Genomic DNA, 22177 nt, shown 5'->3' with positions numbered 1-22177 from the left:
GAGCCCGCCTCACGGCGGGCTCTTTCGTTCCGGCATCACCGATCGGCTGTCAGCGCGTGGTGACGGTGTAGCCCTTGAGCCGGACCGCGAACTCCTGCAGGGAGCGGATGCCGCTCTGCTCGGCCTCGTGGATCCACTGCTGCAGGCCCTTCAGCGCCTGGTCGGCGCCGCGCTGCTCCATCAGGGCCGCCAGGCGGGTGCGGAAATCGACCACCGTGCGCAGGGTCGGCCGCCTGGCCAGCACCGCCTGCAGCCTGTCGTGACCTTCGCCGTCCAGCCAGCGACCGCCGTCGGCCAGCGCGCGACGCAGGCGACGCGGCATCGCCTTGATGCTTTCGCCGGCGTGCTGCGCTTCTTCGCGCAGGGTCGGCACGACTACGCCGCGGTAGTAATCGGTCATCGCCTGGAAGCGGTGGGTGAGCACGGCCTTGAGCGTTTCGGCGTCGGGCAGGCTCACGTTGGGGCGCACGTCCAGCGTCGGGGCGACGCGCAGCACCTTGGCCAGACCCACCGAACGCAGCGCACAGATCACCGCCCAGCCGATGTCGAACTCCCACTTGCGCAGGGCGAACTTGGCCGAGCTGGGGAAGGCGTGGTGGTTGTTGTGCAGCTCTTCGCCGCCGATCCAGAAACCCCAGGGAATCAGGTTGCGGGCGGTGTCGGCGCTCTCGAAATTGCGGTAGCCGGCCCAGTGGCCGACGCCGTTGACGAAGCCGGCGGCCCAGAACGGGATCCAGATCATCTGCACCGCCCACATCGCCACGCCGATCACGCCGAACAGCGCAAAGCTGATGAACAGCATCAGGGTCGGCCCCCAGTAGGGGTGACCGCCGTAGACCTTGCGCTCGATCCAGTCGTCCGGGGTGCCGCGGCCGTACTGCTCCATGTCCTGCTTGTTCTCGGAGGCGTCGCGGTACAGCGACACGCCGTCCCAGAACACCTTCTTGATGCCGTAGATCATCGGGCTGTGCGGATCGTCGACGGTCTCGACCTTGGCGTGGTGCTTGCGGTGGATCGCCACCCACTCCTTGATCACCATACCCGTGGTCAGCCAGCCCCAGAAACGGAAGAAGTGCTGGATGAGCGGATGCAGGTCCACGCCGCGGTGCGTCTGGCAGCGGTGGTAGTAGATCGTCACCGTGAAGATGGTGAGCTGGGTGACCACCAGCAGGTACACCAGCTTGCCGACCCAGGTCATGTGGGTCAGGCCGGTGATCAGGAAGTCGAGGACGGAGTCCAGCATCTCGAAGACATCTCTATGTAGTTGAAAGGCAGTCTAGTGCAGGGTCTCCGTACCCACCAGCATGGCCCGGGCGCCTGCGCATGACGCGGAGCGTTCGAAACAACGTGCCGGTTGTCTGAAAGTGGGGGCGCCGTGACAATCATGCAATGAACAAAGCGCAACCCCTGCTGCGGATCGACCGGCTTTGCCGCCAACGCGCCGGTCGAATCGCCGTGCAGGATCTGTGCCTCGCCGTGGATCGCGGCGAAGTGCTCGGCCTGCTGGGCGTCAACGGCGCCGGTAAATCGACGACGTTGAGCCTGATTGCGGGGGCCATGCGCCCCGATAGCGGCACGATCCACCTGAACGGCGAGGATTTCCTCGAGCGCCCGGAGCTGGGCCAGCGGCTGCTCGGCTGGCTGCCGGAACGTGCCCCGCTGTGGCAGGAATTGACGGTGAGCGAGCACCTGCAGGCGCACGGACGGCTGCACGGGCTGAACGGCGCCGCACTGCGCCAGGCGGCCGCCGCCATGCTGGAGCGGCTCGAACTCACCGCGCTGACCCGCCGCCTCGCCGGCGTGCTGTCGCAGGGCCAGCGCCAGCGCCTCGGCCTGGCCTGCGCGCTGCTGCACCGTCCGGCGCTGCTGATCCTCGACGAGCCGGCCAACGCGCTCGATCCGGTGCAGGTCGCCGGCCTGCGCCAGCTGATCCGCGAGGAAGCCGCGCGCGGCACCGCGGTGATCCTGTCCACCCATCTGCTGGCCGAGGTCACCGCGGTGTGCGGGCGGGTGGCGATCCTGCACGAAGGCCAGCTGCGCCACGAGGGCATGGTGGACCCCAGCGACGTGCAGGCGCTGGAGCGGCGCTTCTTCGAGATCGCGATGAACGGCCGGAGTCAGGCCGCATGAGCGCACTGGCGATGGTGCGGCTGGAGTCGCGCCGGCTGTTCGTTCGTCCGCTGGCCTGGGTGCTCGGTGCGCTCACCCTGGGCGAACTGGCATGGCGCTTCGTGCTGCTGCTGGGCAACTTCCTCGCCGCGCAGGTGAAGCTCGCCGCGTTGCCGGCCGGCCCGGGCTACACCGATCTGGTCGCCGTGCCGCTGCTCAGCAGCCTGTTCACCGGCGGGCTGGTGCCGTTCGGGCTGGCCGAGTTGGCCTTGCTGGTGGTGCCGCTGCTGACCATGTCCAGCATCGCCGGCGAGCGCAGCAACGGCACGCTGCCGCTGCTGCTGGCCAGCGGCCTGTCGCCCGCGCGCATCGTGCTGGGCAAGTACCTGGCCGTGCTGGGCTGGCTGGCGCTGTGGCTGGCGCTGGCATTGGCCATGCCGCTCGCGCTCGCCCACGGCACCGCGCTGGACTGGGGCAAGCTGGCCGCCGCCGCGCTGGGGCTGGCGCTGCTGCTGGCGCTGCTGGCGGCGATCGGGCTGGCCTGTTCCACTTTCGCCTCGCATCCGGCGATCGCCGCCACCGCCAGCCTGGTGATCTCCCTCACGCTGTGCTGCGTGAACCTGGGCGCGCAGGCGGCCGGCGTCGACAACGGCGCGATCCACTGGCTGGCGCTGGGCACCCATCTCGAACCGCTGCTGCGCGGGCTGGTCGCCACCGACGACGTGCTGTGGTTCGTGCTGCTGGCGGCGCTGGCGCTGGCGCTGGCGATCCGCCGGCTCGCCGCGGACCGGGAGCGCGGCTGATGCGCATGCACCGCACCCTGCGCCGCCTCGACGGCTGGCTGTTCGCGCTGCTGGCCTTGCTCGCCGTGGGCGCGGCGGGCTATCTGTCCACCCGCTACGCGCACGTGGCCGACTGGACCCATGGCGGCCGCGCCAGCCTGTCGAAGGAAAGCCGCGCCGTGCTGGCCCGGCTGACCGGCCCGGTCGAGATCGTCAGCTACGCCAACCCGCAGGGCGACCTGCGCCAGAGCATCGCCAGCTTCGTGCAGCGCTACCAGCAGGTGAAGCCGGACATCTCGCTGCGCTTCGTCGACCCGCAGCTCGATCCCGGCGCGATGCGCGAGCTGGGCATCACCATCGACGGCGAACTGCTGATCCATTACCGCGGCCACGAGCAGCGGCTGGACGACCTCTCCTCCGAAGGCCCGATGACCAACGCGCTCGAACGGCTCGCCCGCGGCGGCGAACGCATCGTCGCCTTCGTCAGCGGCGATGGCGAGCGCCGCCCGGACGGCCAGGCCAATGCCGACATGGGCACCTTCGTGACCCAGCTCGAAGGCCGCGGCATGCGCGCGGTGCCGCTGAACTTCGCGCAGGCGAGCGCGGTGCCGCAGCACACCGACCTGGTGGTGCTGGCCAGCCCCGCCGTGCCGCTGCCGCCCGGCGGCGTGCAGGCGCTGGTGGACTACGTGCGCGACGGCGGCAACCTGCTGTGGCTGACCGAGCCGCGCGCGGCCGGCGCGCCGCTCGCCGACGATCTCGGCCTCAAGCCGCTGGCCGACGCGCTCGGCATCAGCGTGCTGCCGGGCGTGCTCAGCGACGCCTCCGGCGCCGCGCTGGGGCTGGACAATCCGCACATGATCGCGCTGGGCGACTACCCGGCGCAGGCGATCACCCGCGGCTTCACCCTCACCACGCTGTTCCCCGAGGTCGCGGCACTCGCACCCGCTGTCGGCAGCGGCGACTGGTCGACCACCCCGTTCCTGCGCACCGGCCCGCAGGGTCGCATCGACACCGGCAGCGAGGCCGACGCCTCGCTTCCCGGCCGGCCGCTGGAATTCGGCTTCGCGCTGCGCCGCCTCTCGCCCAGCCCGGACAAGAGCGAGCAGCGCGCGGTCGTGATCGGCGACGGCGACTTCCTCTCCAACACCTATCTGGGCAACGGCGGCAACCGCGCGCTGGGCGAGCGCATCTTCGACTGGCTGCTGGGCGACGACGCGCTGGTGAACCTGCCGCCGCGCGGCGCGCCGGACCGCTTCCTGCGGCTGTCGCAGGGCCAGTTGAACGCGGTCAGCCTGGGCTTTCTCGCCGTGCTGCCGCTGCTGCTGCTGGCGATCGGCGGGCTGATCGTGTGGCGGCGCCGGCGCCGCTGAGCATGCGCCGCGCCACACGCCAGCGCCTGCTGCTGCTGCTCGGCGTCGCCACGCTGGTGGCGCTGGCCGCGTGGCAATGGCAACGCGACGCGGCCGCCGCGCCGGGCGCGCTGACCTGCCTCGATCCGGCCGCCATCACCCGCGTCACGCTCACCCTGCAGGGCGGCCAGCCGGAGCACTACGCCAAACGCGACGGCCACTGGTGGCGCATCGACGGCACGCCCGCGCGCGCCGACGACGGCCGACTGGACGAACTCACCGGCATCGCCGCCGCCCCGGTGGCGAGCTGGCGGCCGCTGGGCGACTTCGAGCCCGCGCGCATCGGCCTGGCCGCGCCGGTGGCCACGCTGGTGCTGGATCGGCAGACCCTGCGCTTCGGCGAAACCGCCACCACCGGCCCGCTGCGCTACGTGCAGGCCGGCGATCGCGTGGCGCTGGTCTCGGTGCGCTACACCCCGCGCCCGGCGGCGCACGACGCCATCCGGGCAGATTAGTCACCGCGCTTGCCTGCCCGGCGGCGCGCCTCATATGGATCAGATCCCCTTTCCGGAGTACGCAGCATGAGCAAGCAGTCCATCGGCGTCGTCGGCATGGCCGTGATGGGTCGCAACCTGGCGCTGAACATCGCCAGCCGCGGCCACGCGGTGTCGGTCTACAACCGCAGCCGCGGGAAGACCGACGCGGTGATCGCCGAGTATCCGGACGCCGGCCTGGTGCCCACCTATTCGCCGCAGGCGTTCGTCGACTCGCTGGAACGCCCGCGGCGCATCCTGCTGATGGTCAAGGCCGGCAAGCCCACCGACGACACCATCGCCACGCTCAGGCCGTTGCTGGCCGAGGGCGACATCCTCATCGACGGCGGCAACACCTTGTTCACCGATACCGTCCGCCGCAGCCAGGAACTGGCCGCCGCCGGCCTGCACTTCATCGGCACCGGCGTCTCCGGCGGCGAGGAAGGCGCGCTGAAGGGGCCGTCGATCATGCCCGGTGGCCCGCGCGACGCCTACGACCTGGTCGCCCCGATCCTCAAGGAAATCGCCGCCCGCGCGCCGGACGGCGCACCCTGCGTGGCGTACATGGGCCCCGGCGGCGCCGGCCACTACGTGAAGATGGTGCACAACGGCATCGAGTACGGCGACATGCAGCTGATCGCCGAGAGCTACGCCCTGCTCAAGGGCGTGCTCGGCCTGTCCAACGCCGAGCTGGCCAAGGTCTACGCCGACTGGAACGCCGGCGAGCTGGACAGCTACCTGATCCAGATCACCGCACAGATCTTCGGCAAGCAAGACGCCGAGACCGGCCAGGCGCTGGTCGACGTGATCCTCGACCGCGCCGCGCAGAAAGGCACCGGCAAGTGGACCAGCCAGAGCGCGCTCGACCTCGGCGTGCCGCTGCCGCTGATCACCGAGTCGGTGTTCGCGCGCGTGCTGTCCTCGCTCAAGAGCGAACGCGTGGCGGCCAGCAGGCAACTGCACGGTCCCGATGCGAAGACGTTTGCCGGCGACCGCGCCGCCTTCATCGAATCCGTGCGCCGCGCGCTGTACCTGGCCAAGCTGATCTCCTACGCGCAGGGCTTCGCCCAGCTGCGCGCCGCGTCGAGCGAGTACGGCTGGAACCTGGACTACGGCACCATCGCCAGCATCTGGCGCGGCGGCTGCATCATCCGCGCGCGCTTCCTGGAGGACATCACCCGCGCCTTCGCCGAGCACCCCGCGCTGGCCAACCTGCTGCTGGCGCCGACCTTCGCCCAGGTCGCCACCGACTACCAGGCGGCGCTGCGCGAGGTGGTCACCACCGCGGTGCAGGTCGGCGTGCCGGTGCCGGGCCTGGCCTCGGCCATCGCCTATTTCGACGGCTACCGCAGCGAACGCCTGCCGGCCAACCTGATCCAGGCCCAGCGCGACCTGTTCGGCGCGCACACGTTCGAGCGCACCGACCGCGAAGGCAGCTTCCACGCGGACTGGAACTGACCCCCGCCCGGTAGGAGCGAGCGCACCCCGTGCGCGAATGCCTTTGATGTAGCCGGTAGGAGCGCACCCTGTGCGCGACGGCTTTTGGCTTTATTTAGATGTAGATCGAGAGCAAAGGCCATCGCGCACAGGGTGCGCTCCTACCCCCGTCACCATCGACCCCTCGCCCCATGCCTGAACTGCCCGAAGTCGAAACCACCCGCCGCGGCATCGCTGCGCACCTGGTCGGCCGGCGCATCGGTGCGGTGACGCTGCGCCGGCCGGATCTGCGCTGGCCGATTCCGCGCGAAGTGGCCGAGCTGCTGCCCGGACAGACCATCGAGGCGGTGGAGCGACGGGCGAAATACCTGCTGCTGTGCACCGAGATCGGCAGCGCCCTGCTGCATCTGGGCATGAGCGGCATGCTGCGCGTGCTGCCGCCGGACACGCCGGTCAACCCGCACGATCACGTGGATATCGCCATCGACGCGGCGCCGAACCGGCCCGCGCGCGTGCTGCGCTTCACCGACCCGCGCCGCTTCGGCTGCCTGCTGTGGCAGTGGCCGGGCGAAACGCACAACCTGCTCGCCACGCTGGGCCCGGAGCCGCTCAGCGACGACTTCGACGGCGACCGGCTGTGGCACACCTCGCGCGGCCGCAGCGCCGCGGTGAAGCTGTTCGTCATGGACAGCGCGGTGGTGGTCGGCGTGGGCAACATCTACGCCAGCGAGGCGCTGTTCGCCGCCGGCATCGACCCGCGCAAGAGCGCCGGCAGCATCTCCCGCGCCCGCTACGCGCGGCTCGCCGGCGAGATCAAGCGCATCCTCGCCTGGGCGATCGAACGCGGCGGCACCACGCTGCGCGACTTCCTCAACCCGGACGGCGCGCCGGGCTACTTCTTGCGCGAACTCAACGTCTACGGACGCGCCGGCGAGCCGTGCCGGACCTGCGGCACGAGCATCCGCCAGGTCGCGCTGGGGCAGCGCTCCACGTTCTGGTGCCCGCACTGCCAGCGATGAACGCAGAGAGCCTGCAATCGGCATCAAACAGTACGTGAGTGTCACTACCGCCAAGGCCGCGCATCCCTCGGTGGAAGAGAGCAGCGCCGCGGTAGCCGCACTGCCGTCACCGGCGCAAGAGGACACCTGATTCAACGTTGCAAGCCGATAGCCCAGCGGCGGCGGCCGCGCTGCGGCGGCTTGGAGCAGTCACCGCGGATAGCCGGCGGCAGCCTTGAAACGTAATGACAATGTCGTTACATCACGATAGACTGGACGAAACATCGGAGCCTGCGCCATGCCAACCACCACCGCCGACCATCCCAAGCGGGAAACGCTCAACCTCCGGATCAAGCCCGAGGAACGGAGCCTGATCGACCGTGCCGCCAAGGCGCGAGGAAAGAACCGCACCTCGTTCGTGCTGGACGCTGCACGTGCGGCCGCTGAAGAAGCGTTGCTGGACCAGGTCGCCATTGCGACCCACGCGAAAGCCCATGCCGCCTTCCTGGCCCGCCTGGATAGGCCGCCCCAGCCGAGTGAACGCCTGCGCAAAACCATGCAGACCCCGGCCCCCTGGGACAAGGCGTGACGCTTACCGCGCCCGGACCGCTCGGCCCGCAGCACGACGTGGAGCCCTTTCAGTCGGGCGTGGAGACACTGGACACCTGGCTGAAGCGGCGTGCCCTGAAAAACCAGGGCAGCGGCGCATCCCGTACGTTCGTCGCCTGCGAAGGTGTCCGCGTGGTGGCCTACTACGCCCTGGCATCCAGTGCCGTGATGGTGGATGCCGCACCGGGTCGGTTCCGGCGCAATATGCCCGACCCGATTCCCGTGGTGGTGCTCGGCCGCCTTGCGGTTGACCAATCACGACAAGGGAGAGGCCTTGGCCGCGCCTTGGTGCAGGATGCCGGTCGTCGTGTCGTCCAGGCCGCCGATGCGATCGGCGTGCGCGGCCTGCTGGTGCATGCGCTTTCGGCCGACGCCAAGATGTTTTACCAACGACTCGGCTTCGATCCGTCGCCGCTTGACCCCCTGGTGTTGATGGTCACGTTGGCGGACCTGCAAGCGGCACTGTGATCTTCACCCGTTGGGGCCTGTTCCAAGGAAGCCCGGTTTTGCTCGCGCGACTCGCCTCCCTTAGGAGCGTGGCATTTCCAGGAAAACCTTGCCAGAGAGAGATCGTCGGGACCGGGTATCGCGCACAGAGCCTGCCCTCGACTCGATCGGGGGGTGCGCTCCGGTGGCCCGCTCGTAGGCGGCGCGCTTCTCGGCGATCAGCTTGCGCGTCGACTCGTCCATCTCCGGATCGTGGATGAGGCCGATGCTTTTCGAGTTGATGAAGATCTCGAAGGGGCGGCGCTGCTCGTGCGGGGTGCCGGCGTTGAGCACGATGTCGTTGATGGTGACGTACAGCGCGTGCTCGAACAGCGGCGACTTGATCCTGAAGGCAGAGCCGACGCGCTGCCTGGCGCGCTCGACGCCAGGGTGCGTCTGGATGACTTTTCAAGTGCCGGCGAGGTTGCTCAGTCGCTTGGCCGCACGACGCTCCCGGCGCTTCTCCCTTCGCACCCGCGCGCGCTCGGCCAGGCACGAGAAGATCACGTACAGCGCGGGCGTGCTGAGCAGGGTCAACGTCTGCGAGATGAGCAGGCCGCCGATCAGCGCGATGCCCAGCGGGCGGCGCAGCTCGGAGCCCTCGCCCAGGCCGATGGCGATCGGCAGCGCGGCGAGAATCGCCACCATCGAGGTCATCATGATCGGGCGGAAGCGCACGATGCACGCTTCGCGCGCGGCCTCCAGCGGGCTCTTGCCGTGCTCGCGCTGCGCCACCAGGGCGAAGTCGATCATCATGATGGCGTTCTTCTTGACGATGCCGATCAACAGCACCAGCGCGATCATCGCCACCACCGACAGCTCGGTGTTGGTCACCACCAAGGCGGCCAGCGCACCGACGCCCGCCGCCGGCAAGGTGGAGAGGATGGTGATGGGGTGGATCAGGCTCTCGTAGAGCATGCCCAGCACAATGTAGACGGTGACGATGGCGGCGAGGATCAGCCACAGCATGTCGCCCTGCGATTGCTGGAAGCGGCGGAAATCGTCGCCCAGCGAGAGGCGGATGTCGCCCGGTACGCGGATGTCCTGCACGGTCTTCTGGATCGCCGGCAGCGCCTCGCCCATGCTCGCGCCCGGCGCGAGATTGAAGCTGAGATCCATCGTGGTCTGCTGACCGGAGTGGTGGATCTGCGAGGGCGCCAGGCCCGCCTCCTGATGCGCCACCGCGGTGATCGGCACCATCTTGCCGGCGTTGGAGCGCACGTAGATGCGGTTTAGCGCCTCGGGCGTGGCGGTCTGGTTCGGCAGCGCGTTCACCACCACCTTGTACTGGTTGATGTCCGAATAGATGGTGGACACCTGGCGCTGGCCGAACGCGTCGTACAAGGCGCCATCGATGGTGCCGACCGAGACACCCAGCCGCGCGGCCTTGTCGCGGTCGATCACGATGTTCTGGCGCAGGCCACCCTCTTCCACGTCGGAGCCGACGTCGCGGAACATCGGGTTCTTCGCCAACGCCTTCACCAACCGCGGCAGCCACAGTTGCAGCTCGTCCAGGTCATCGCCCTGCAGCGATACCTGGTACTGCGCGCCCTGGTTGCCGCCGCCACCGCCGCTGGGCAGGTCCTGGATCGGGCGCAGGCGCAGGTTGAGGTCCGGGTATTTCGCCGCCTTGGCGCTGAGCCGGTCGAGCACGGTAAAGGTATCGTCCTTGCGCCCTTCGGCACGGGTCTTCAGCTCGATGTCGAACGAGCCGCTGGCGCCCAGCCGGCTGGTGCCCAGCCGCGAGCCCACGCGGGCCACGTCCGGGTCGGCCAGCAGCATGTCCACCAGCCGCTGCTGGCGCTTGACCATGTCGTTGAACGACACGGTGGCGCCGGAGTTGGCGAAGCCGTGGATCAGGCCGGTGTCCTGCGGCGGGAACAGGCCACCCTTCACCTGCCCGGCCAGCACGAAGGTGAGCGCGATCAGCGCCAGCGGCGTCAGCGACAGCGCCAGCGCGTGGCGCAGCGAGAAATCCAGCGCGCGGGTGTAGAGGCGCAGCATGCCGCCGTGCATGCGGTCGATCGCGGCGTTGAGGCGGGCGAAGCGTCGCGGGCGCTTCGCCGGCGCGGCGTGGCCGAGCAGGAAGCGCCCGCACAGCGCCGGGGTGAGCGTGAGCGAGACCACCGCCGATACGGCGATCGCCGCGATCAGCGTCATGGTGAACTCCTTGAAGAACATGCCCACGATGCCGCCGGCGAACAGCAACGGAATGAACACCGCGATCAGCGAGGCGGTGATCGAGACGATGGTGAAGCCGATCTCGCGCCCGCCCTTGAGCGCCGCTTCCATCCGCGGCATGCCCTCGTCGATGTGGCGGATGATGTTCTCGATGACCACGATCGCGTCGTCCACCACGAAGCCGATCGCGATCACCAGCGCCAGCAAGGTGAGGTTGTTGAGCGTGTAGCCGAGGATGTACATCACCGTCGCCGCACCGGCCAGCGACAGCGGCACCGCGGCGGCGGCGATCAGCGTGGGCGCCAGCCGGCGCAGGAACAGCGCCATGGTGAGCACCACCATCGCCAGGCTGATCAGCAGCGTCGCCTGCACCTCGTGCAGCGAGGCGCGGATGGTCGGCGTGCCGTCGAAGTACGGGGTGAGCGTGGTGGCCGGCGGCAGGAAGCTGCGCAGCTCGGGGATCGTCGCGCGCACGCGGTCGACCGTCGCGATGACGTTGGCGTCGGCCTTCTTGTAGACGTACAGCAGCACCGCCGGTCTGCCGTCGAAGGTGGCCGCCTGGTAGGCGTCCTGCTGGCCGGCGTAGACGTGCGCCACGTCGGACAGCCGCACCGGCGTGCCGTTCTTCACCGCGACGATCAGCCGGGCGAAGTCGGCGGCGGTCTTCAGCTGGTCGGTGGCGGTGACGAACATGTTGGTGATGCCGTTGCTCAGCGTGCCCAGCGGCGAGCTGACGTTGGCGGCGGTGAGCGCGTTGCGCAGCTGGTCGGGCGACAGGCCCATCGCGTTGAGCTTGCGCAGGTTCACGTCGACGCGGATCGCCGGCGTGGCGGCGCCGGCGATGTCCACCGAGGAGACGCCGTCGAGCTGGCGCAGCCGGGGCATCAGCAGGGTGTCGGCGACGTTGTACAGATCCGCCGCGGACTGCGTCTGCGAGGTGAGCGCGAACACGATCACCGCATCGTCGTTGGGGTTGGCCTTTTCCAGGCTGGGCGCGTTGGTGAGGCCGCTGGGCAGGTCCGGCGCGGCCGCGTTGATCGCCGACTGCACGTCGCGCGCGGCGGCGTCGAGGTTGCGGTCGCTGTTGAAGATCATGAAGACGAACGTGCGCCCTTCGGAGCTGTTCGAGCGCAGCGTGTCGATGCCCGGCACCTGGCCCAGGTGGCGCTCCAGCGGCGCGGCGACGGTGGCGGCCATGGTGCTGGCGTCGGCGCCGGGCTGGCTGGCCTGCACGAAGATCACCGGGAACTGCACCGCCGGCAGCGCCGAGACGCCGAGCAGGCTGTAGCAGAGCGTGCCGACCGCGAACAGGCCGATGGCCAGCAGCGAAACGCCGATCGGACGACGCACGAAGAGGGCGGAAAGGTTCATGCGGAAACTTGGGCCTGGTCGCGGGGGAGGACGCGGCGCGCGCGGCGTACGCCAATCATCGCACTGCGAACGCACCAGCAGAAAATCGGTTGAACCGGAACACGCCTCCGGCCCGCGCGGCGCGGCGGCCCGGATGCAGTCGGCCCGCCATGCGGCGGGCCGACTGTGCCGGAATCGACCGACGATCGCCGGGATGCTGCGATGTTACGCCGCACCGCGCTCGGCATGGGCCAGCGCGCGCTGCTCGCGACGCTGGCGCAGCCAGTCGGAGAACCGCTCCATGTACAGGTAGATCACCGGCGTGGTGTACAGCGTGACCAGCTGCGACAGCAGCAGGCCGCCGACGATGGACACGCCCAGCGGCCGGCGCAGCTCCGCGCCGATGCCGTTGCCCAGCGCCAGCGGCAGGGCGCCGAGCATGGCCGCGGCGGTGGTCATCATGATCGGGCGGAAACGCAGCAGGCAGGCGCGGCGGATCGCCTCGCGCGGGCTCATGCCCTCGCGCTGCGCCTCGATGGCGAAGTCGATCATCATGATCGCGTTCTTCTTCACGATGCCGATCAAGAGCACGATGCCCACGATGCCGTCCACCGACAGGCTCATGCCGCACAGGATCAGCGCCAGCAGCGCGCCCACGCCGGCCGGCGGCAGGGTGGAGATGATCGTGATGGGGTGGATGTAGCTCTCGTACAGCACGCCCAGCACGATGTAGATCACGATCACCGAGGCGAGCAGCAGCAGCACCTCGTCGCCCAGCGAGGAGGAGAACTCCGCCGCCTTGCCCACGAACTCGCCGCGCACCTGCGGCGGCAGGTTCTGCTGCTTCACTACCTCGTTGATCGCGTCCACGCCCTGCGACAGCGAGTAGCCCGGCGCCAGGTTGAACGAGATCGTCACCGCCGGCAGCTGCTGCTGGTGGCTGACCACCAGCGGCGCGCTGGTGTATTCGGCGGTGGCCAGCGAGGAGATCGGGATGGTGCCGCCGCCGCCGATCTGGAAGCCGACGTTGCCGGTGTTGCCGATGCCCGACGGCGTGGCCGAGTTGCTCGAGGTGAGCTGGCCGAAGCTGGTGGCGTTGGAGCCGGTGAGCGCGCCGTTGCCGTTGCCGCGCACGGTGAGCTTGTTCAGCAAGTCGTCGCTGTTGCGGAACTGCGGCGCCACCTCCAGCACCACGCGGTACTGGTTGAGCTGGGTGAAGATGGTGGAGATCTGGCGCTGGCCGAACGCATCGTACAGCGTGTCGTCGATGCTCTGCACCGGCACGCCCAGGCGGCTGGCCTTGTCGCGGTCGATGGTGAGCTTGAGCGCGTTGCCCGCGTCGGCCAGGTTGTTGTCGACGTCGGCCAGTTGGGGCAGCTGCCGGAATGCCTGGGTCAGCCTTCCGGCATAGCCGGCCAGCTCGGCCGAGTTCACGTCGGACAGCGTGTACTGGTATTCGGTGGCCGAGACGCGGCTGTCCAGCGTCACGTCCTGCACCGGCTTGAGGTACAGCGCCACGCCGGGAATGTTCGCCACCGCGGCCTGCAGGCTGGGCAGCACCTTGTCCAGGCCGTCGCGGTCGCCGCGATCCTTCAGCACGATCGACAGCTGGCCCTGGTTGAGCGTGGGGTTGATCGAGCCGGCGCCGATGAACGCCGCCACGCCGCTTACCGCCGGGTTCTTGCGCAGCGCGTCGGCGACCGCCCTGGTGCGTGCCTCCATCTGCGGGAAGGCCACGTTCTGGTCGGCCTGCACCACGCCGGTGATCAGGCCGGTGTCCTGCTCGGGCAGCAGACCCTTGGGGATGGCGATGTACAGCAGCACGGTGATCACGATGGTGATCGTCGCCACCAGCATGGTCAGGCGCTGGTGATCGAGCACCCAGTCCAGGGTGTTCTCGTACAGCCGCACGGTGCGCGACCACAGGTCCCGCTTGCCGGTGCCGGCATGCGCGGCATGGTGCTCGTCGCCCCGTCCCTCATCAGTGACGGGCAGCTGGTCGGGCTTGAGCAGGTAGGCGCACATCATCGGCGTCAGCGTCAGCGACACCAGCATCGAGATGGTCACCGCGATGGTCAGCACCCAGGCGAACTCGTGGAACAGCCGTCCGGTGACGCCGGGCATCAGCAGCAGCGGCAGGAACACCGCCACCAGCGACACGGTCAGCGACAGCACGGTGAAGCCGATCTCCTTCGCGCCGATCTCGGCCGCCTCCTTGCCGCTCTTGCCCTGCTCGATGTAGCGCACGATGTTCTCGATCATCACGATCGCATCGTCCACCACGAAGCCGGTGGCCACGGTCAGCGCCATCAGCGAGAGGTTGTCCAGCGACATGCCGGCGAACGACATCACACCGAACGTGCCCATCAGCGACAGCGGCACCGCCACCGACGGGATGATCGTGGCCCACAGCCGGCGCAGGAACACGAAGATCACCGCCACCACCAGGAAGATGGTGAGGATCAGGGTGAACTGCACGTCGTGCACCGAGGCGCGGATGGTGATGGTGCGGTCGGCGAACACGTCCAGGTGCACGTCGGCCGGCAGCACCGCCTTGAGCGACGGCAGCGTGGCGCGGATCTGCTCCACCGTCTTGACGATGTTCGCACCGGGCTGGCGGCGGATGTCCAGCAGCACCGCCGGCTTGCCGTTGGCCCAGGCGGCGAGCTGGTCGTTCTCCACGCCGTCGACCACGCTGGCCACGTCGGACAGGCGCACCGGTGCGCCGTTCTTGTAACTGATGATGGTGTTCTTGTACTGCGCGGCATCGACCAGCTGATCGTTGGTGCCGATGGAGTAGCTCTGCGTCTTGCCGTTGAGCGTGCCCTTGGGCGCGTTGACGTTGGCCTGGCTGAGCGCGCTGCGCACGTCTTCCAGGGTGAGGCCGAGATTGGACAGCTGCGCCGGGTTCACCTGCACGCGCACCGCCGGACGCACGTTGCCGGCGATCGACACCAAGCCTACGCCCTGCACCTGCGAGAGCTTCTGGGCGATGATCGAATCGGCCAGGTCGTTGACGTCGCGCAGCGCGCGGCTGTCGGAGGTGAGCATCAGCGTGAGGATCGGCGCATCGGCCGGGTTCACGCGGTTGTACACCGGCGGATACGGCAGGTTGTTCGGCAGCGTGCCCTTGGAGGTGCTGATCGCCGACTGCACGTCCTGCGCGGCGATGTCGATGTCGCGGTCCATGTTGAACTGCAGCACGATCGTCGACAGGCCGGCGGACGAATCCGAGCTCATCATCGCCAGCCCGGAGATCTGCCCGAACTGGCGCTCCAGCGGCGTGGTGACCAGCGCCGCCATGGTCGCCGCGCTGGCGCCGGGATACTGCGTGGTGACCACCAGGCTGGGCGCGTCGATTTCCGGCAGCGCGGACACCGGCAGCTGGCGATAGCCGAGCACGCCCAGCAGCAGCACCGCCACCATCAGCAGCGAGGTGGCGATCGGGCGTCGGATGAAAAGCGATGAGAATCCCATGGTGTCCTGGTCTGCCGTCAGTGGCGGGGTAGGTGCCCGGCCGTCGTGGTGCGCCCGGACGGATCAGGTCCGGGCGCCGCGGCCAGCCGCCGGGCCGGCGGCGGCGCGCTGGAGCATCGTGATCAGCCGCGGCGACCGCCGCGACCGCCTGCCTTCTTGGCCTGCGCGGCCTTCTTGAGCTCTTCCTCGGTGGGTGCGGCCGGCACTTCGCCCGGCTTGAGCGGCTTGACCTTGCTGCCCGGCTTGAGCCGGAACTGGCCTTCGGTCACCACCTGCTCGCCGGCCTTCAGGCCCTGCGTCACCATCACGTGGCTGTCGCCCACTTCCTGACCGGTGGTCACCGACTGCATCTTCACCGTGTTGTCCGGCTGCAGCAGGTACACGTAGTCGCCGTCCGGGCCGCGCTGCACCGCCTGCGACGGGATCACCAGGCCGCCCCGCACCGTGCCCACCTTCAGCCGCACGTTGACGAACTGCCCGGGGAACAGGTTGTTCTCGGCGTTCGGGAACTCCGCCTTGAGGTTGAACGTGCCGGTGCTGGTGTCGATCTGGTTGTCGATCACCTTGAGCACGCCCATGCCGGCGATCACCTTGCTGCCGGTACTGTCCAGCGCGGCCACTTCCAGCGGCTCGCCGCGCTGCTGCGCGGAGCGCACCAGTTCCACGTTCTGCTCCGGCAGCGGAAAGATCACGTTGATCGGATGCACCTCGGTCAGCGTCACGATGCTCGACGAGGTGCTGACGATGTTGCCCGGATCGACGCCGCGGATGCCGGCCAGGCCGCTGATCGGCGCGATCACCCTGGTGTAGCCCAGCTGCACCCTGGCATTGTTGATGGCCGCCTCGTCGGCGGTCACGGTGGCCTCGTACTGGCTGACCGTGTTGCGCAGCGTGTCCATGTCCTGCTTGGAGATGTAGCCCTGCCTGGCCAGATCGAGGCTGCGCGCCAGGTTGCTGCGCGCGGTGGCCAGGAGCGCCGCGTCCTGGCGCTTGCGCGCGGCGGCCTGGTCGTAGGCGGCCTGCAGCGAGCGCGGGTCGATCTCGGCCAGCACCTGGCCCTTGGTCACTTCCTGGCCCTCGGTGAAGTTGAGCCGCATCAGCAGGCCGCCGATCTGCGGGTTCACCGTGACCGTGTTGAGCGCCTTCACGGTGCCCAGCGCGGTGAGGTACACCGGCACGTTCTGCACGCTGACCGGCTCCACCGTCACCGGCACCGGCTCGGCATCTTTCGCTCCGGGACCATTCTTGCCGGCGGCGGGCTTGTGCAGCAGGCGGACTCCGACCGCCGCCACCACGAGCACGGCAACGGCGACCAGCGCGATCTTCCAAAAACGCGACATGCAAAACTCCCGGATTGAACGACGGGGCAGCGGCCCCGGCGCGCGGCGTGCGCGCACTGTCTTGAGTGGCAGGAAAAGAATAGGTTCAGAGCAACGACCCCGGACACTGCCGGTTGACATGGGTCCGCCATGACCGATGGCAGGGGAGAGGCTTCGCGAAACCATGCATGACGGGGACCGGGCACGATCCGAATCCCGCGCACGATACCCCGGGCTGCGACCGCCCGCCACGCTGCACGCTGAAACTTGCGCCGGGCTTCGTCTATAATCCCGCGGCTGGCGTGACTGCGTCCCTGCGGGACGACATCAGGCCGCGCCCGGGGCCAATGGTGGCCCCGCATTTTGACTGGAGTACGTTCGTGAGCGGTTCCCTGACCAAATCCGATCAGAGCTTCGTGCGGCAGTTCTCGTTGCTGATCGCCGGCCTGAGTGTGCTGACCGTGCTGCTGATCGGCCTGGGCTGGGCGATCTACAACCACGAGCCGAAGGAAACCAACCCGAACGCGCTGAAGCAGCTGGAAGCGCGCATCGCACCGGCCGCCGCCGTGTACGCCGGCGACACTGGCCGCGCGGCGATGGCCGCCGCGGAGGAAGCCGCCGCCAAGGCTGCCGCCTCGCAGGTGGCCTACGGCGGCACCACCGACGGCAAGACGATCTACGGGAACCTGTGCCACAGCTGCCACACCGCCGGCGTGGCCGGTGCACCCAAGCTGGGCGACAAGGCCGCCTGGGCCCCGCGTCTGGCGCAGGGCCTGGATACGCTGGTGAAGCACGCGATCGAGGGCTACAAGGGCCCGGACGGCTTCATGATGCCGGCCAAGGGCGGCAACCCCGCACTGACCGACGCGCAGGTCAAGGCCGCCGTCACCTGGATCGCCGACCAGGCCAAGTAGCCGCCGCGCTCATTCAAGCCAAAGCCAACGCCGCCCACCGGGCGGCGTTTTCGTTCGCCCCTTCTCCCCCACGGGGAGAAGGTTGGGATGAGGGGTCACGGAGCCACGGTCGCGGTGCTGCCTGCGAACGATCCGTCGAGGTACGGGCGGGTACGACCCGTCTCAGCCCGGACCCATCCGTTCCTGCTCGATCCATCTGCGCGCAAACGCCTGCAACTCGGGAAAGAACACCTCGAAATGCCCGTCCAGCGCACTGGCCTGCAGCTGCAGCACCGGCAGGGCATCGGCCAGCGGATTGGCCCGCTGCAGCCGCTGTCCGATCCCGGCCAGCGCGCGACCCAGCACCTGCGGCTGCGCGTAGGCGGCCGGCAGGTCGTGCGCCTGCATGTAGGCGAGGAAACGCCGCAGCGCCGGCGGCAGCTGCGCCGCGCGATCGCACAGCAGCGCGCGCAGGTCGACGGAAAACCGCGTCAGCGGCACCGTCGACCAGCGCGGAAAGGCGCGTGCCAGGCAATGGTCGAACCACATGTCCAGCAGGATGCCGGCGTAGCGGCGATACGGCGGCGCCAGTCGCGCCTTCGCCGCCAGCACCTCGGGATGCGCGTCGGTGTACACGTCAATGGCGCGATGCAGGCGGATACCGGCAACCACCCCGCGCGGCCACGCGGCATCGGGCACGCCGCGCACGAAATCGCCGAGCATGCCGCCCAGGCGCAGCGCGTCGTCGTCACCGGCCAGCAGGGCGTGCGCGAGATGATTCATGAGCGGTGAAGATGCGGCCATCGCGGGCCATCGACAAGGCGGCCGGTTATCATCGCCGGCATGAACATGCTCTCGCTTCCCGCCAACCCGGCGAGCTTTCCCGAGCAGGCGGCCGGTTTCATGCTGCGTGGGCCAGCCGGCATGCTGGAAACCATCACCGACCGCGCCGCGCACCCCGGCGCGCGGCGCGGCGTGGCGATCGTGTGCCACCCCAACCCCGTGCAGGGCGGCACCATGCACAACAAGGTGGTGACGATGGTCGAGCGGGCGCTGCGCGAATCGGGGCTGGACACGGTGCGCTTCAACTTCCGCGGCGCCGGCGCCTCCGAGGGCCACTACGACGAAGGCAACGGCGAAGGCGACGATCTGGCCGCGGTGGCCGACTGGGTACGCCGCGTGCGCCCCGGCGAGGCGCTGTGGCTGGCCGGGTTTTCCTTCGGCAGCTACGTGACGATCCGCAACGCGGTGCGGCTGGGCGCCGAGGCGCTGATCAGCATCGCGCCGCCGGCCGGACGCTGGCCGTTCGAGGGCTTCGCGCTGCCGACCTGCCCGTGGCTGGTGGTGATGGGCGAGGAGGACGAGGTGGTCGAGCCGCAGGCGGTGTTCGACTGGATCGACAGCCTCGAGGTGAAGCCCGAACTGGTGCGCATGCCCGAGACCGGGCACTTCTTCCACCGCCGCCTGATGGACCTGCGCGGCGCCGTGAAGGCCGCGGCGCGCCGCTGGCTGCCGCCCGAGCGCACCTGACCCGTCCCGTTCCCGCCATGACCGATACCGCATCCGGCGCGCCCAGCGCGCGCTACCTCGAGGGCGTGGCCGCCCACCGCTGGGAGAGCGATCCGGCCCAGCTCGCCGTGCTGCCCGAGTTCGACCGCATGCACGCCGCGCTCGGCGCCGCGCCGGAAAGTCCAGGCCTGTTCGGACGGCTCAGGAATCTGCTCGGCAGCGACCCGGTGGACGCCGTGCCGGGTTTGTACCTGTGGGGCAGCGTGGGCCGTGGCAAGACTTTCCTGATGGATCTGTTCGTCGCCGGCCTGCCCGCCGGCACCGCGCTGCGGCGGCACTTCCACCGCTTCATGGGCGAGGTGCACGCCGAGCTGCGCACACTGGGCGAGCGCGCCGATCCGCTGGTGGACGTGGCCGCACGCATCGCCGGGCGCTGCCGCGTGCTGTGCCTGGACGAGTTCCTGGTCAGCGACATCGGCGACGCGATGATCCTGGCCAACCTGCTCGACGCGCTGTTCGCGCGCGGCGTGAGCCTGGTCACCACGTCCAACACGGCGCCCGCCAACCTCTACCGCGACGGCCTGCAGCGCGCCCGCTTCCTGCCGGCGATCGCGCTGCTGCAACAGCGTTGCCACGTGGTGGAGATGGCATCCTCGCGCGACTGGCGCCTGCGCGCGCTGAGCCAGGCGCCGGTCTACCTCACGCCGCCCGGCGCGGAGACCGAGCGGGCGCTGACGCGCATCTTCGCCAGCCAGGCGCAGGACGAGCCGGTCGACGGCGGCGCGATCACCCTCAACGGCCGCGAGGTGCCGCTGCGCCGCCGCGCCCAGGGCGTGCTGTGGTTCGCCTTCGACGCCCTGTGCGAAGGCCCGCGCGCGGTGGCCGACTACATCGCGCTGGCGAAATCCGCGGCCACCATCCTGATCTCCAACGTGCCGCAGTTCACCGTGTACAGCGAGGACGCGGCGAAGCGCTTCGTGCAACTGGTGGACGAGTTCTACGACCGCCGCGTGAAACTGGTGCTGTCGGCCGCCGCGCCGATCACCGAGCTGTACGACGGCGAGCGCCTGCGCGCCGAATTCGGCCGCACCGAATCGCGGCTGATCGAGATGCAGAGCGAGGACTACCTCGCCGCGCCGCACCGGCCCGAGTAGCGGATTGCAGACGGACTCTGCATTAGATTCAGGCGTCTGCCGCGCGCGATCGACCAGGCGACGGCACCATGCAGCGACGACAGGCACAGAGGAAGGTCATGGCAAGCGCATCGGACACCCCTCCGGACCCCACTCCCGGAACGGTGCACCACGCCGTCGACCTGGCGGACGGCTTCGCCGTGCCCGGCTTCGACGCGGTGGCGCGACTGGCCGCCCATTCGCTGCGCGTGCCGGTGGTGTCGCTGGTGCTGGCCACCGGCAGCGCCTACTGGTTCAGCGACGATGCGCGCAGCCCGCACGCGCCGCAGGCGCTGCATCCGCGGTACCTGGCCGCGGCCCGCCACGGCGAGCCCCAGGTGGTGCCCGACACCGAGGCCGACGAGCGCTTCGGCGGCGGACCGCCGCTTACCGACCCGCGCACCGCCTCGATGCGCTTCTTCGCCAGCGCGCCGGTGTACACGCTCAGCGGCCAGCACGTGGGCGCGCTGTGCGTGATGGACCATGCGCCGCGCACCGGACTGAGCAGCAAGGAGCGCGACGACCTGCGCGACGCCGCCGCGCTGGCCGGCACCGGGCTGGTGCTGGGCAGCTACCTGGGGCGTACCGATCCGGTCACCCAGCTGCCCCACCGCAACGCGTTCTTCGAGGACCTGCGCGCGCGCCAGCGCGGCGGCGCCCACCGCGCCTGGCTGATCGCCATCGACGTGGCCCCGGTGAACCGCTTCAACGCCTTCGTGCGCGCGATGGGTCACGCCTACGCCGACGAATTGATGCGCGACGCCGCCGCCCGCATCCAGGTGTGGATGCCCGAGCACACCCACCTCTACCAGGTCGGCGTGCATCGCTTCGCCGCCGTGCTGCCGGAGGCGTCCGGTGCCGTCGACGGTGCGCGGATGGACGAGCTGGTGCACCGCCTGCGCCAGCCGTTCGACTGCCTGGGCATTCCGCTCACCATCCAGCCCGGCGTGGGCCTTCTCGACCTGGACGTGGGTGAGCTCGACGGCGGCGGCGATCCGCTGCGGCTGGTGATGAGCGCCTCGCACGCGGCCCACCACAACGTACGCGGCTGGTCGATCTACGAACCCGCGCACGACGAACGGCACCGGCAGGAGTTCTTCCTCGTCACCGAGCTGGCCGCCGCACTCAACGACCGCACCGAGCTCACGCTGCACTACCAGCCGCGGGTGGAACTCGCCACCGGCCGCTGCGTGGCGGTGGAGGCGCTGGCGCGCTGGCACCATCCCACGCTGGGCCCGATCCCGCCGGACCGCTTCATTGCGCTGGCCGAACAGGCCGGGCTGATGCGCACGCTCAGCGGATGGGTGCTCGACCATGCGATCGCCCAGCTCGGCGCGTGGCAGCGCGCGGGGCTGGCGCTGAAGCTGTCGCTCAACGTCTCCGGCAGCGACCTCGGCGGCGAACTGGTGGAACACCTGCGCAGCACCGCCAGCCGCCACGGCGTGGCGCTCGATGCGCTGGAGCTGGAGTTCACCGAAAGCATCCTGCTGGAACACTCCGACACCACGCGCGAACACCTGGCGGCGATCCGCGCGCTGGGCATCGGCATCGCCATCGACGACTTCGGCACCGGCTACAGCAACCTCGCCGCGCTGCGCCAGATGCCGGCCACCAGCCTGAAGATCGACCAGTCGTTCGTGCGGGCGATGGAGGACAGCCGGCACGACGGCGCCATCGTGCGGGCGATGACCGAGCTGGCGCGCGAGCTGGGCTTCCGGGTGGTGGTGGAAGGGGTGGAGACCGCCGGAATCTACGCCGCCGTGCGCGGCATGGCCTGCGACGAGGCGCAGGGCTTCCACATCGCACGGCCGATGCCGGCCGGCGAACTGCCCGGCTGGCTGGCACGGCGCAATACCGGGCCGCGCTGAGCGGCGAGCATGAACCGGCACGCAACCGGATGCAGGCGCCGGCCGTCACGCGCACGCGCGTGATGGCCGGCACAACGCGCCGCCGGGTGGCGCGGCACAGTG

Annotated in this window: 17 protein-coding genes and 1 pseudogene; 12 read left to right on the top strand and 6 right to left on the bottom strand. The window is 69.7% G+C overall.

Translation table 11 applies throughout. The features are described from left to right. Nucleotides 1-49: 49 nt before the first annotated feature. Nucleotides 50-1243: a DesA family fatty acid desaturase gene (locus ACO2Q2_RS08410; protein WP_423255317.1), complete on the bottom strand. Its 1194-nt coding sequence runs from the start codon at nucleotides 1241-1243 to the stop codon at nucleotides 50-52. 146 nt (nucleotides 1244-1389) lie between these two features. Between ACO2Q2_RS08410 and ACO2Q2_RS08405 the strand changes: the two genes are divergently transcribed. The 8 genes from ACO2Q2_RS08405 to ACO2Q2_RS08370 all read left to right on the top strand — a co-directional run bounded on the left by ACO2Q2_RS08405 (nucleotide 1390) and on the right by ACO2Q2_RS08370 (nucleotide 8288). Next, nucleotides 1390-2130, top strand: coding sequence for an ABC transporter ATP-binding protein (locus tag ACO2Q2_RS08405; protein WP_423255316.1), 741 nt, complete (start codon nucleotides 1390-1392; stop codon nucleotides 2128-2130). Then, nucleotides 2127-2912 (top strand): ABC transporter permease, encoded by a 786-nt coding sequence (locus ACO2Q2_RS08400; protein ID WP_423255315.1) that lies wholly within the window; start codon nucleotides 2127-2129, stop codon nucleotides 2910-2912. The genes ACO2Q2_RS08405 and ACO2Q2_RS08400 overlap by 4 nt, the downstream gene beginning before the upstream one ends. Nucleotides 2913-2917: 5 nt before the next feature. Further along, nucleotides 2918-4264: a GldG family protein gene (locus ACO2Q2_RS08395; protein WP_423255412.1), complete on the top strand. Its 1347-nt coding sequence runs from the start codon at nucleotides 2918-2920 to the stop codon at nucleotides 4262-4264. A 2-nt stretch (nucleotides 4265-4266) separates the two neighbouring features. Then, on the top strand, nucleotides 4267-4758 hold the full coding sequence (locus tag ACO2Q2_RS08390; protein WP_423255314.1) for a hypothetical protein: 492 nt from the start codon (nucleotides 4267-4269) through the stop codon (nucleotides 4756-4758). 66 nt (nucleotides 4759-4824) lie between these two features. Then, entirely contained in the window at nucleotides 4825-6234 is a 1410-nt protein-coding gene (gndA, locus tag ACO2Q2_RS08385; protein ID WP_423255313.1) for an NADP-dependent phosphogluconate dehydrogenase, read from the top strand. 170 nt (nucleotides 6235-6404) lie between these two features. After that, complete coding sequence (gene mutM / locus ACO2Q2_RS08380) at nucleotides 6405-7232, top strand: bifunctional DNA-formamidopyrimidine glycosylase/DNA-(apurinic or apyrimidinic site) lyase (RefSeq protein WP_423255312.1); 828 nt, start codon at nucleotides 6405-6407, stop codon at nucleotides 7230-7232. Nucleotides 7233-7509: 277 nt separating this feature from the next. Further along, entirely contained in the window at nucleotides 7510-7800 is a 291-nt protein-coding gene (locus tag ACO2Q2_RS08375) for a DUF1778 domain-containing protein (RefSeq protein ID WP_423255311.1), read from the top strand. Then, nucleotides 7797-8288: a GNAT family N-acetyltransferase gene (locus tag ACO2Q2_RS08370; protein WP_423255310.1), complete on the top strand. Its 492-nt coding sequence runs from the start codon at nucleotides 7797-7799 to the stop codon at nucleotides 8286-8288. The genes ACO2Q2_RS08375 and ACO2Q2_RS08370 overlap by 4 nt, the downstream gene beginning before the upstream one ends. 159 nt (nucleotides 8289-8447) lie before the next feature. Here the strand turns inward: ACO2Q2_RS08370 and ACO2Q2_RS08365 are convergent. From ACO2Q2_RS08365 to ACO2Q2_RS08350, 4 genes and pseudogenes are all read right to left on the bottom strand, one after another. Continuing rightward, a pseudogene (locus ACO2Q2_RS08365) lies at nucleotides 8448-8714 on the bottom strand (hypothetical protein); the annotation flags it as partial. Then, nucleotides 8715-11858 (bottom strand): efflux RND transporter permease subunit, encoded by a 3144-nt coding sequence (locus ACO2Q2_RS08360; RefSeq protein ID WP_423255309.1) that lies wholly within the window; start codon nucleotides 11856-11858, stop codon nucleotides 8715-8717. It abuts the pseudogene before it with no gap. A 204-nt stretch (nucleotides 11859-12062) separates the two neighbouring features. Next, the gene (locus tag ACO2Q2_RS08355; RefSeq protein WP_423255308.1) at nucleotides 12063-15314 is read right to left on the bottom strand and encodes an efflux RND transporter permease subunit; all 3252 of its coding nucleotides are present in this window, start codon (nucleotides 15312-15314) and stop codon (nucleotides 12063-12065) included. Nucleotides 15315-15436: 122 nt separating this feature from the next. After that, nucleotides 15437-16654 carry an efflux RND transporter periplasmic adaptor subunit gene (locus ACO2Q2_RS08350; protein ID WP_423255307.1) on the bottom strand — a complete coding sequence of 406 codons (1218 nt, stop codon included), beginning with the start codon at nucleotides 16652-16654 and terminating at the stop codon, nucleotides 15437-15439. Nucleotides 16655-17025: 371 nt separating this feature from the next. Here ACO2Q2_RS08350 and ACO2Q2_RS08345 point away from each other — a divergent pair, with 371 nt between their 5' ends. Beyond that, nucleotides 17026-17547: a c-type cytochrome gene (locus tag ACO2Q2_RS08345; protein WP_423255411.1), complete on the top strand. Its 522-nt coding sequence runs from the start codon at nucleotides 17026-17028 to the stop codon at nucleotides 17545-17547. Nucleotides 17548-17709: 162 nt separating this feature from the next. Here the strand turns inward: ACO2Q2_RS08345 and ACO2Q2_RS08340 are convergent, their stop codons facing one another. Next, on the bottom strand, nucleotides 17710-18309 hold the full coding sequence (locus ACO2Q2_RS08340) for an ACP phosphodiesterase (RefSeq protein WP_423255306.1): 600 nt from the start codon (nucleotides 18307-18309) through the stop codon (nucleotides 17710-17712). Nucleotides 18310-18369: 60 nt separating this feature from the next. Here ACO2Q2_RS08340 and ACO2Q2_RS08335 point away from each other — a divergent pair, with 60 nt between their 5' ends. The 3 genes from ACO2Q2_RS08335 to ACO2Q2_RS08325 all read left to right on the top strand — a co-directional run bounded on the left by ACO2Q2_RS08335 (nucleotide 18370) and on the right by ACO2Q2_RS08325 (nucleotide 22075). Then, the gene (locus ACO2Q2_RS08335; RefSeq protein WP_423255305.1) at nucleotides 18370-19056 is read left to right on the top strand and encodes an alpha/beta hydrolase; all 687 of its coding nucleotides are present in this window, start codon (nucleotides 18370-18372) and stop codon (nucleotides 19054-19056) included. Between the two features lie 17 nt (nucleotides 19057-19073). After that, a complete protein-coding gene (zapE, locus tag ACO2Q2_RS08330) occupies nucleotides 19074-20189 on the top strand; it encodes a cell division protein ZapE (protein WP_423255304.1) in 1116 nt (371 codons plus the stop codon). 98 nt (nucleotides 20190-20287) lie between these two features. Next, complete coding sequence (locus tag ACO2Q2_RS08325) at nucleotides 20288-22075, top strand: sensor domain-containing phosphodiesterase (RefSeq protein WP_423255303.1); 1788 nt, start codon at nucleotides 20288-20290, stop codon at nucleotides 22073-22075. Nucleotides 22076-22177: the final 102 nt, after the last annotated feature.

The organism is Dyella sp. KRB-257, from assembly GCF_049445995.1.
Classification (GTDB): domain Bacteria; phylum Pseudomonadota; class Gammaproteobacteria; order Xanthomonadales; family Rhodanobacteraceae; genus Dyella_A.
This window is presented reverse-complemented; position numbering and strand designations above follow the sequence as displayed.

What these genes read in the sequence shown, in the direction of transcription:
- ACO2Q2_RS08410 (WP_423255317.1), bottom strand. Translation starts at nt 1,243, where the DNA reads ATGCTGGACTCCGTCCTCGACTTCCTGATCACCGGCCTGACCCACATG.
- ACO2Q2_RS08405 (WP_423255316.1), top strand. Translation starts at nt 1,390, where the DNA reads ATGAACAAAGCGCAACCCCTGCTGCGGATCGACCGGCTTTGCCGCCAA.
- ACO2Q2_RS08400 (WP_423255315.1), top strand. Translation starts at nt 2,127, where the DNA reads ATGAGCGCACTGGCGATGGTGCGGCTGGAGTCGCGCCGGCTGTTCGTT.
- ACO2Q2_RS08395 (WP_423255412.1), top strand. Translation starts at nt 2,918, where the DNA reads ATGCACCGCACCCTGCGCCGCCTCGACGGCTGGCTGTTCGCGCTGCTG.
- ACO2Q2_RS08390 (WP_423255314.1), top strand. Translation starts at nt 4,267, where the DNA reads ATGCGCCGCGCCACACGCCAGCGCCTGCTGCTGCTGCTCGGCGTCGCC.
- gndA (WP_423255313.1), top strand. Translation starts at nt 4,825, where the DNA reads ATGAGCAAGCAGTCCATCGGCGTCGTCGGCATGGCCGTGATGGGTCGC.
- mutM (WP_423255312.1), top strand. Translation starts at nt 6,405, where the DNA reads ATGCCTGAACTGCCCGAAGTCGAAACCACCCGCCGCGGCATCGCTGCG.
- ACO2Q2_RS08375 (WP_423255311.1), top strand. Translation starts at nt 7,510, where the DNA reads ATGCCAACCACCACCGCCGACCATCCCAAGCGGGAAACGCTCAACCTC.
- ACO2Q2_RS08360 (WP_423255309.1), bottom strand. Translation starts at nt 11,858, where the DNA reads ATGAACCTTTCCGCCCTCTTCGTGCGTCGTCCGATCGGCGTTTCGCTG.
- ACO2Q2_RS08355 (WP_423255308.1), bottom strand. Translation starts at nt 15,314, where the DNA reads ATGGGATTCTCATCGCTTTTCATCCGACGCCCGATCGCCACCTCGCTG.
- ACO2Q2_RS08350 (WP_423255307.1), bottom strand. Translation starts at nt 16,654, where the DNA reads ATGTCGCGTTTTTGGAAGATCGCGCTGGTCGCCGTTGCCGTGCTCGTG.
- ACO2Q2_RS08340 (WP_423255306.1), bottom strand. Translation starts at nt 18,309, where the DNA reads ATGAATCATCTCGCGCACGCCCTGCTGGCCGGTGACGACGACGCGCTG.
- ACO2Q2_RS08335 (WP_423255305.1), top strand. Translation starts at nt 18,370, where the DNA reads ATGAACATGCTCTCGCTTCCCGCCAACCCGGCGAGCTTTCCCGAGCAG.
- zapE (WP_423255304.1), top strand. Translation starts at nt 19,074, where the DNA reads ATGACCGATACCGCATCCGGCGCGCCCAGCGCGCGCTACCTCGAGGGC.
- ACO2Q2_RS08325 (WP_423255303.1), top strand. Translation starts at nt 20,288, where the DNA reads ATGGCAAGCGCATCGGACACCCCTCCGGACCCCACTCCCGGAACGGTG.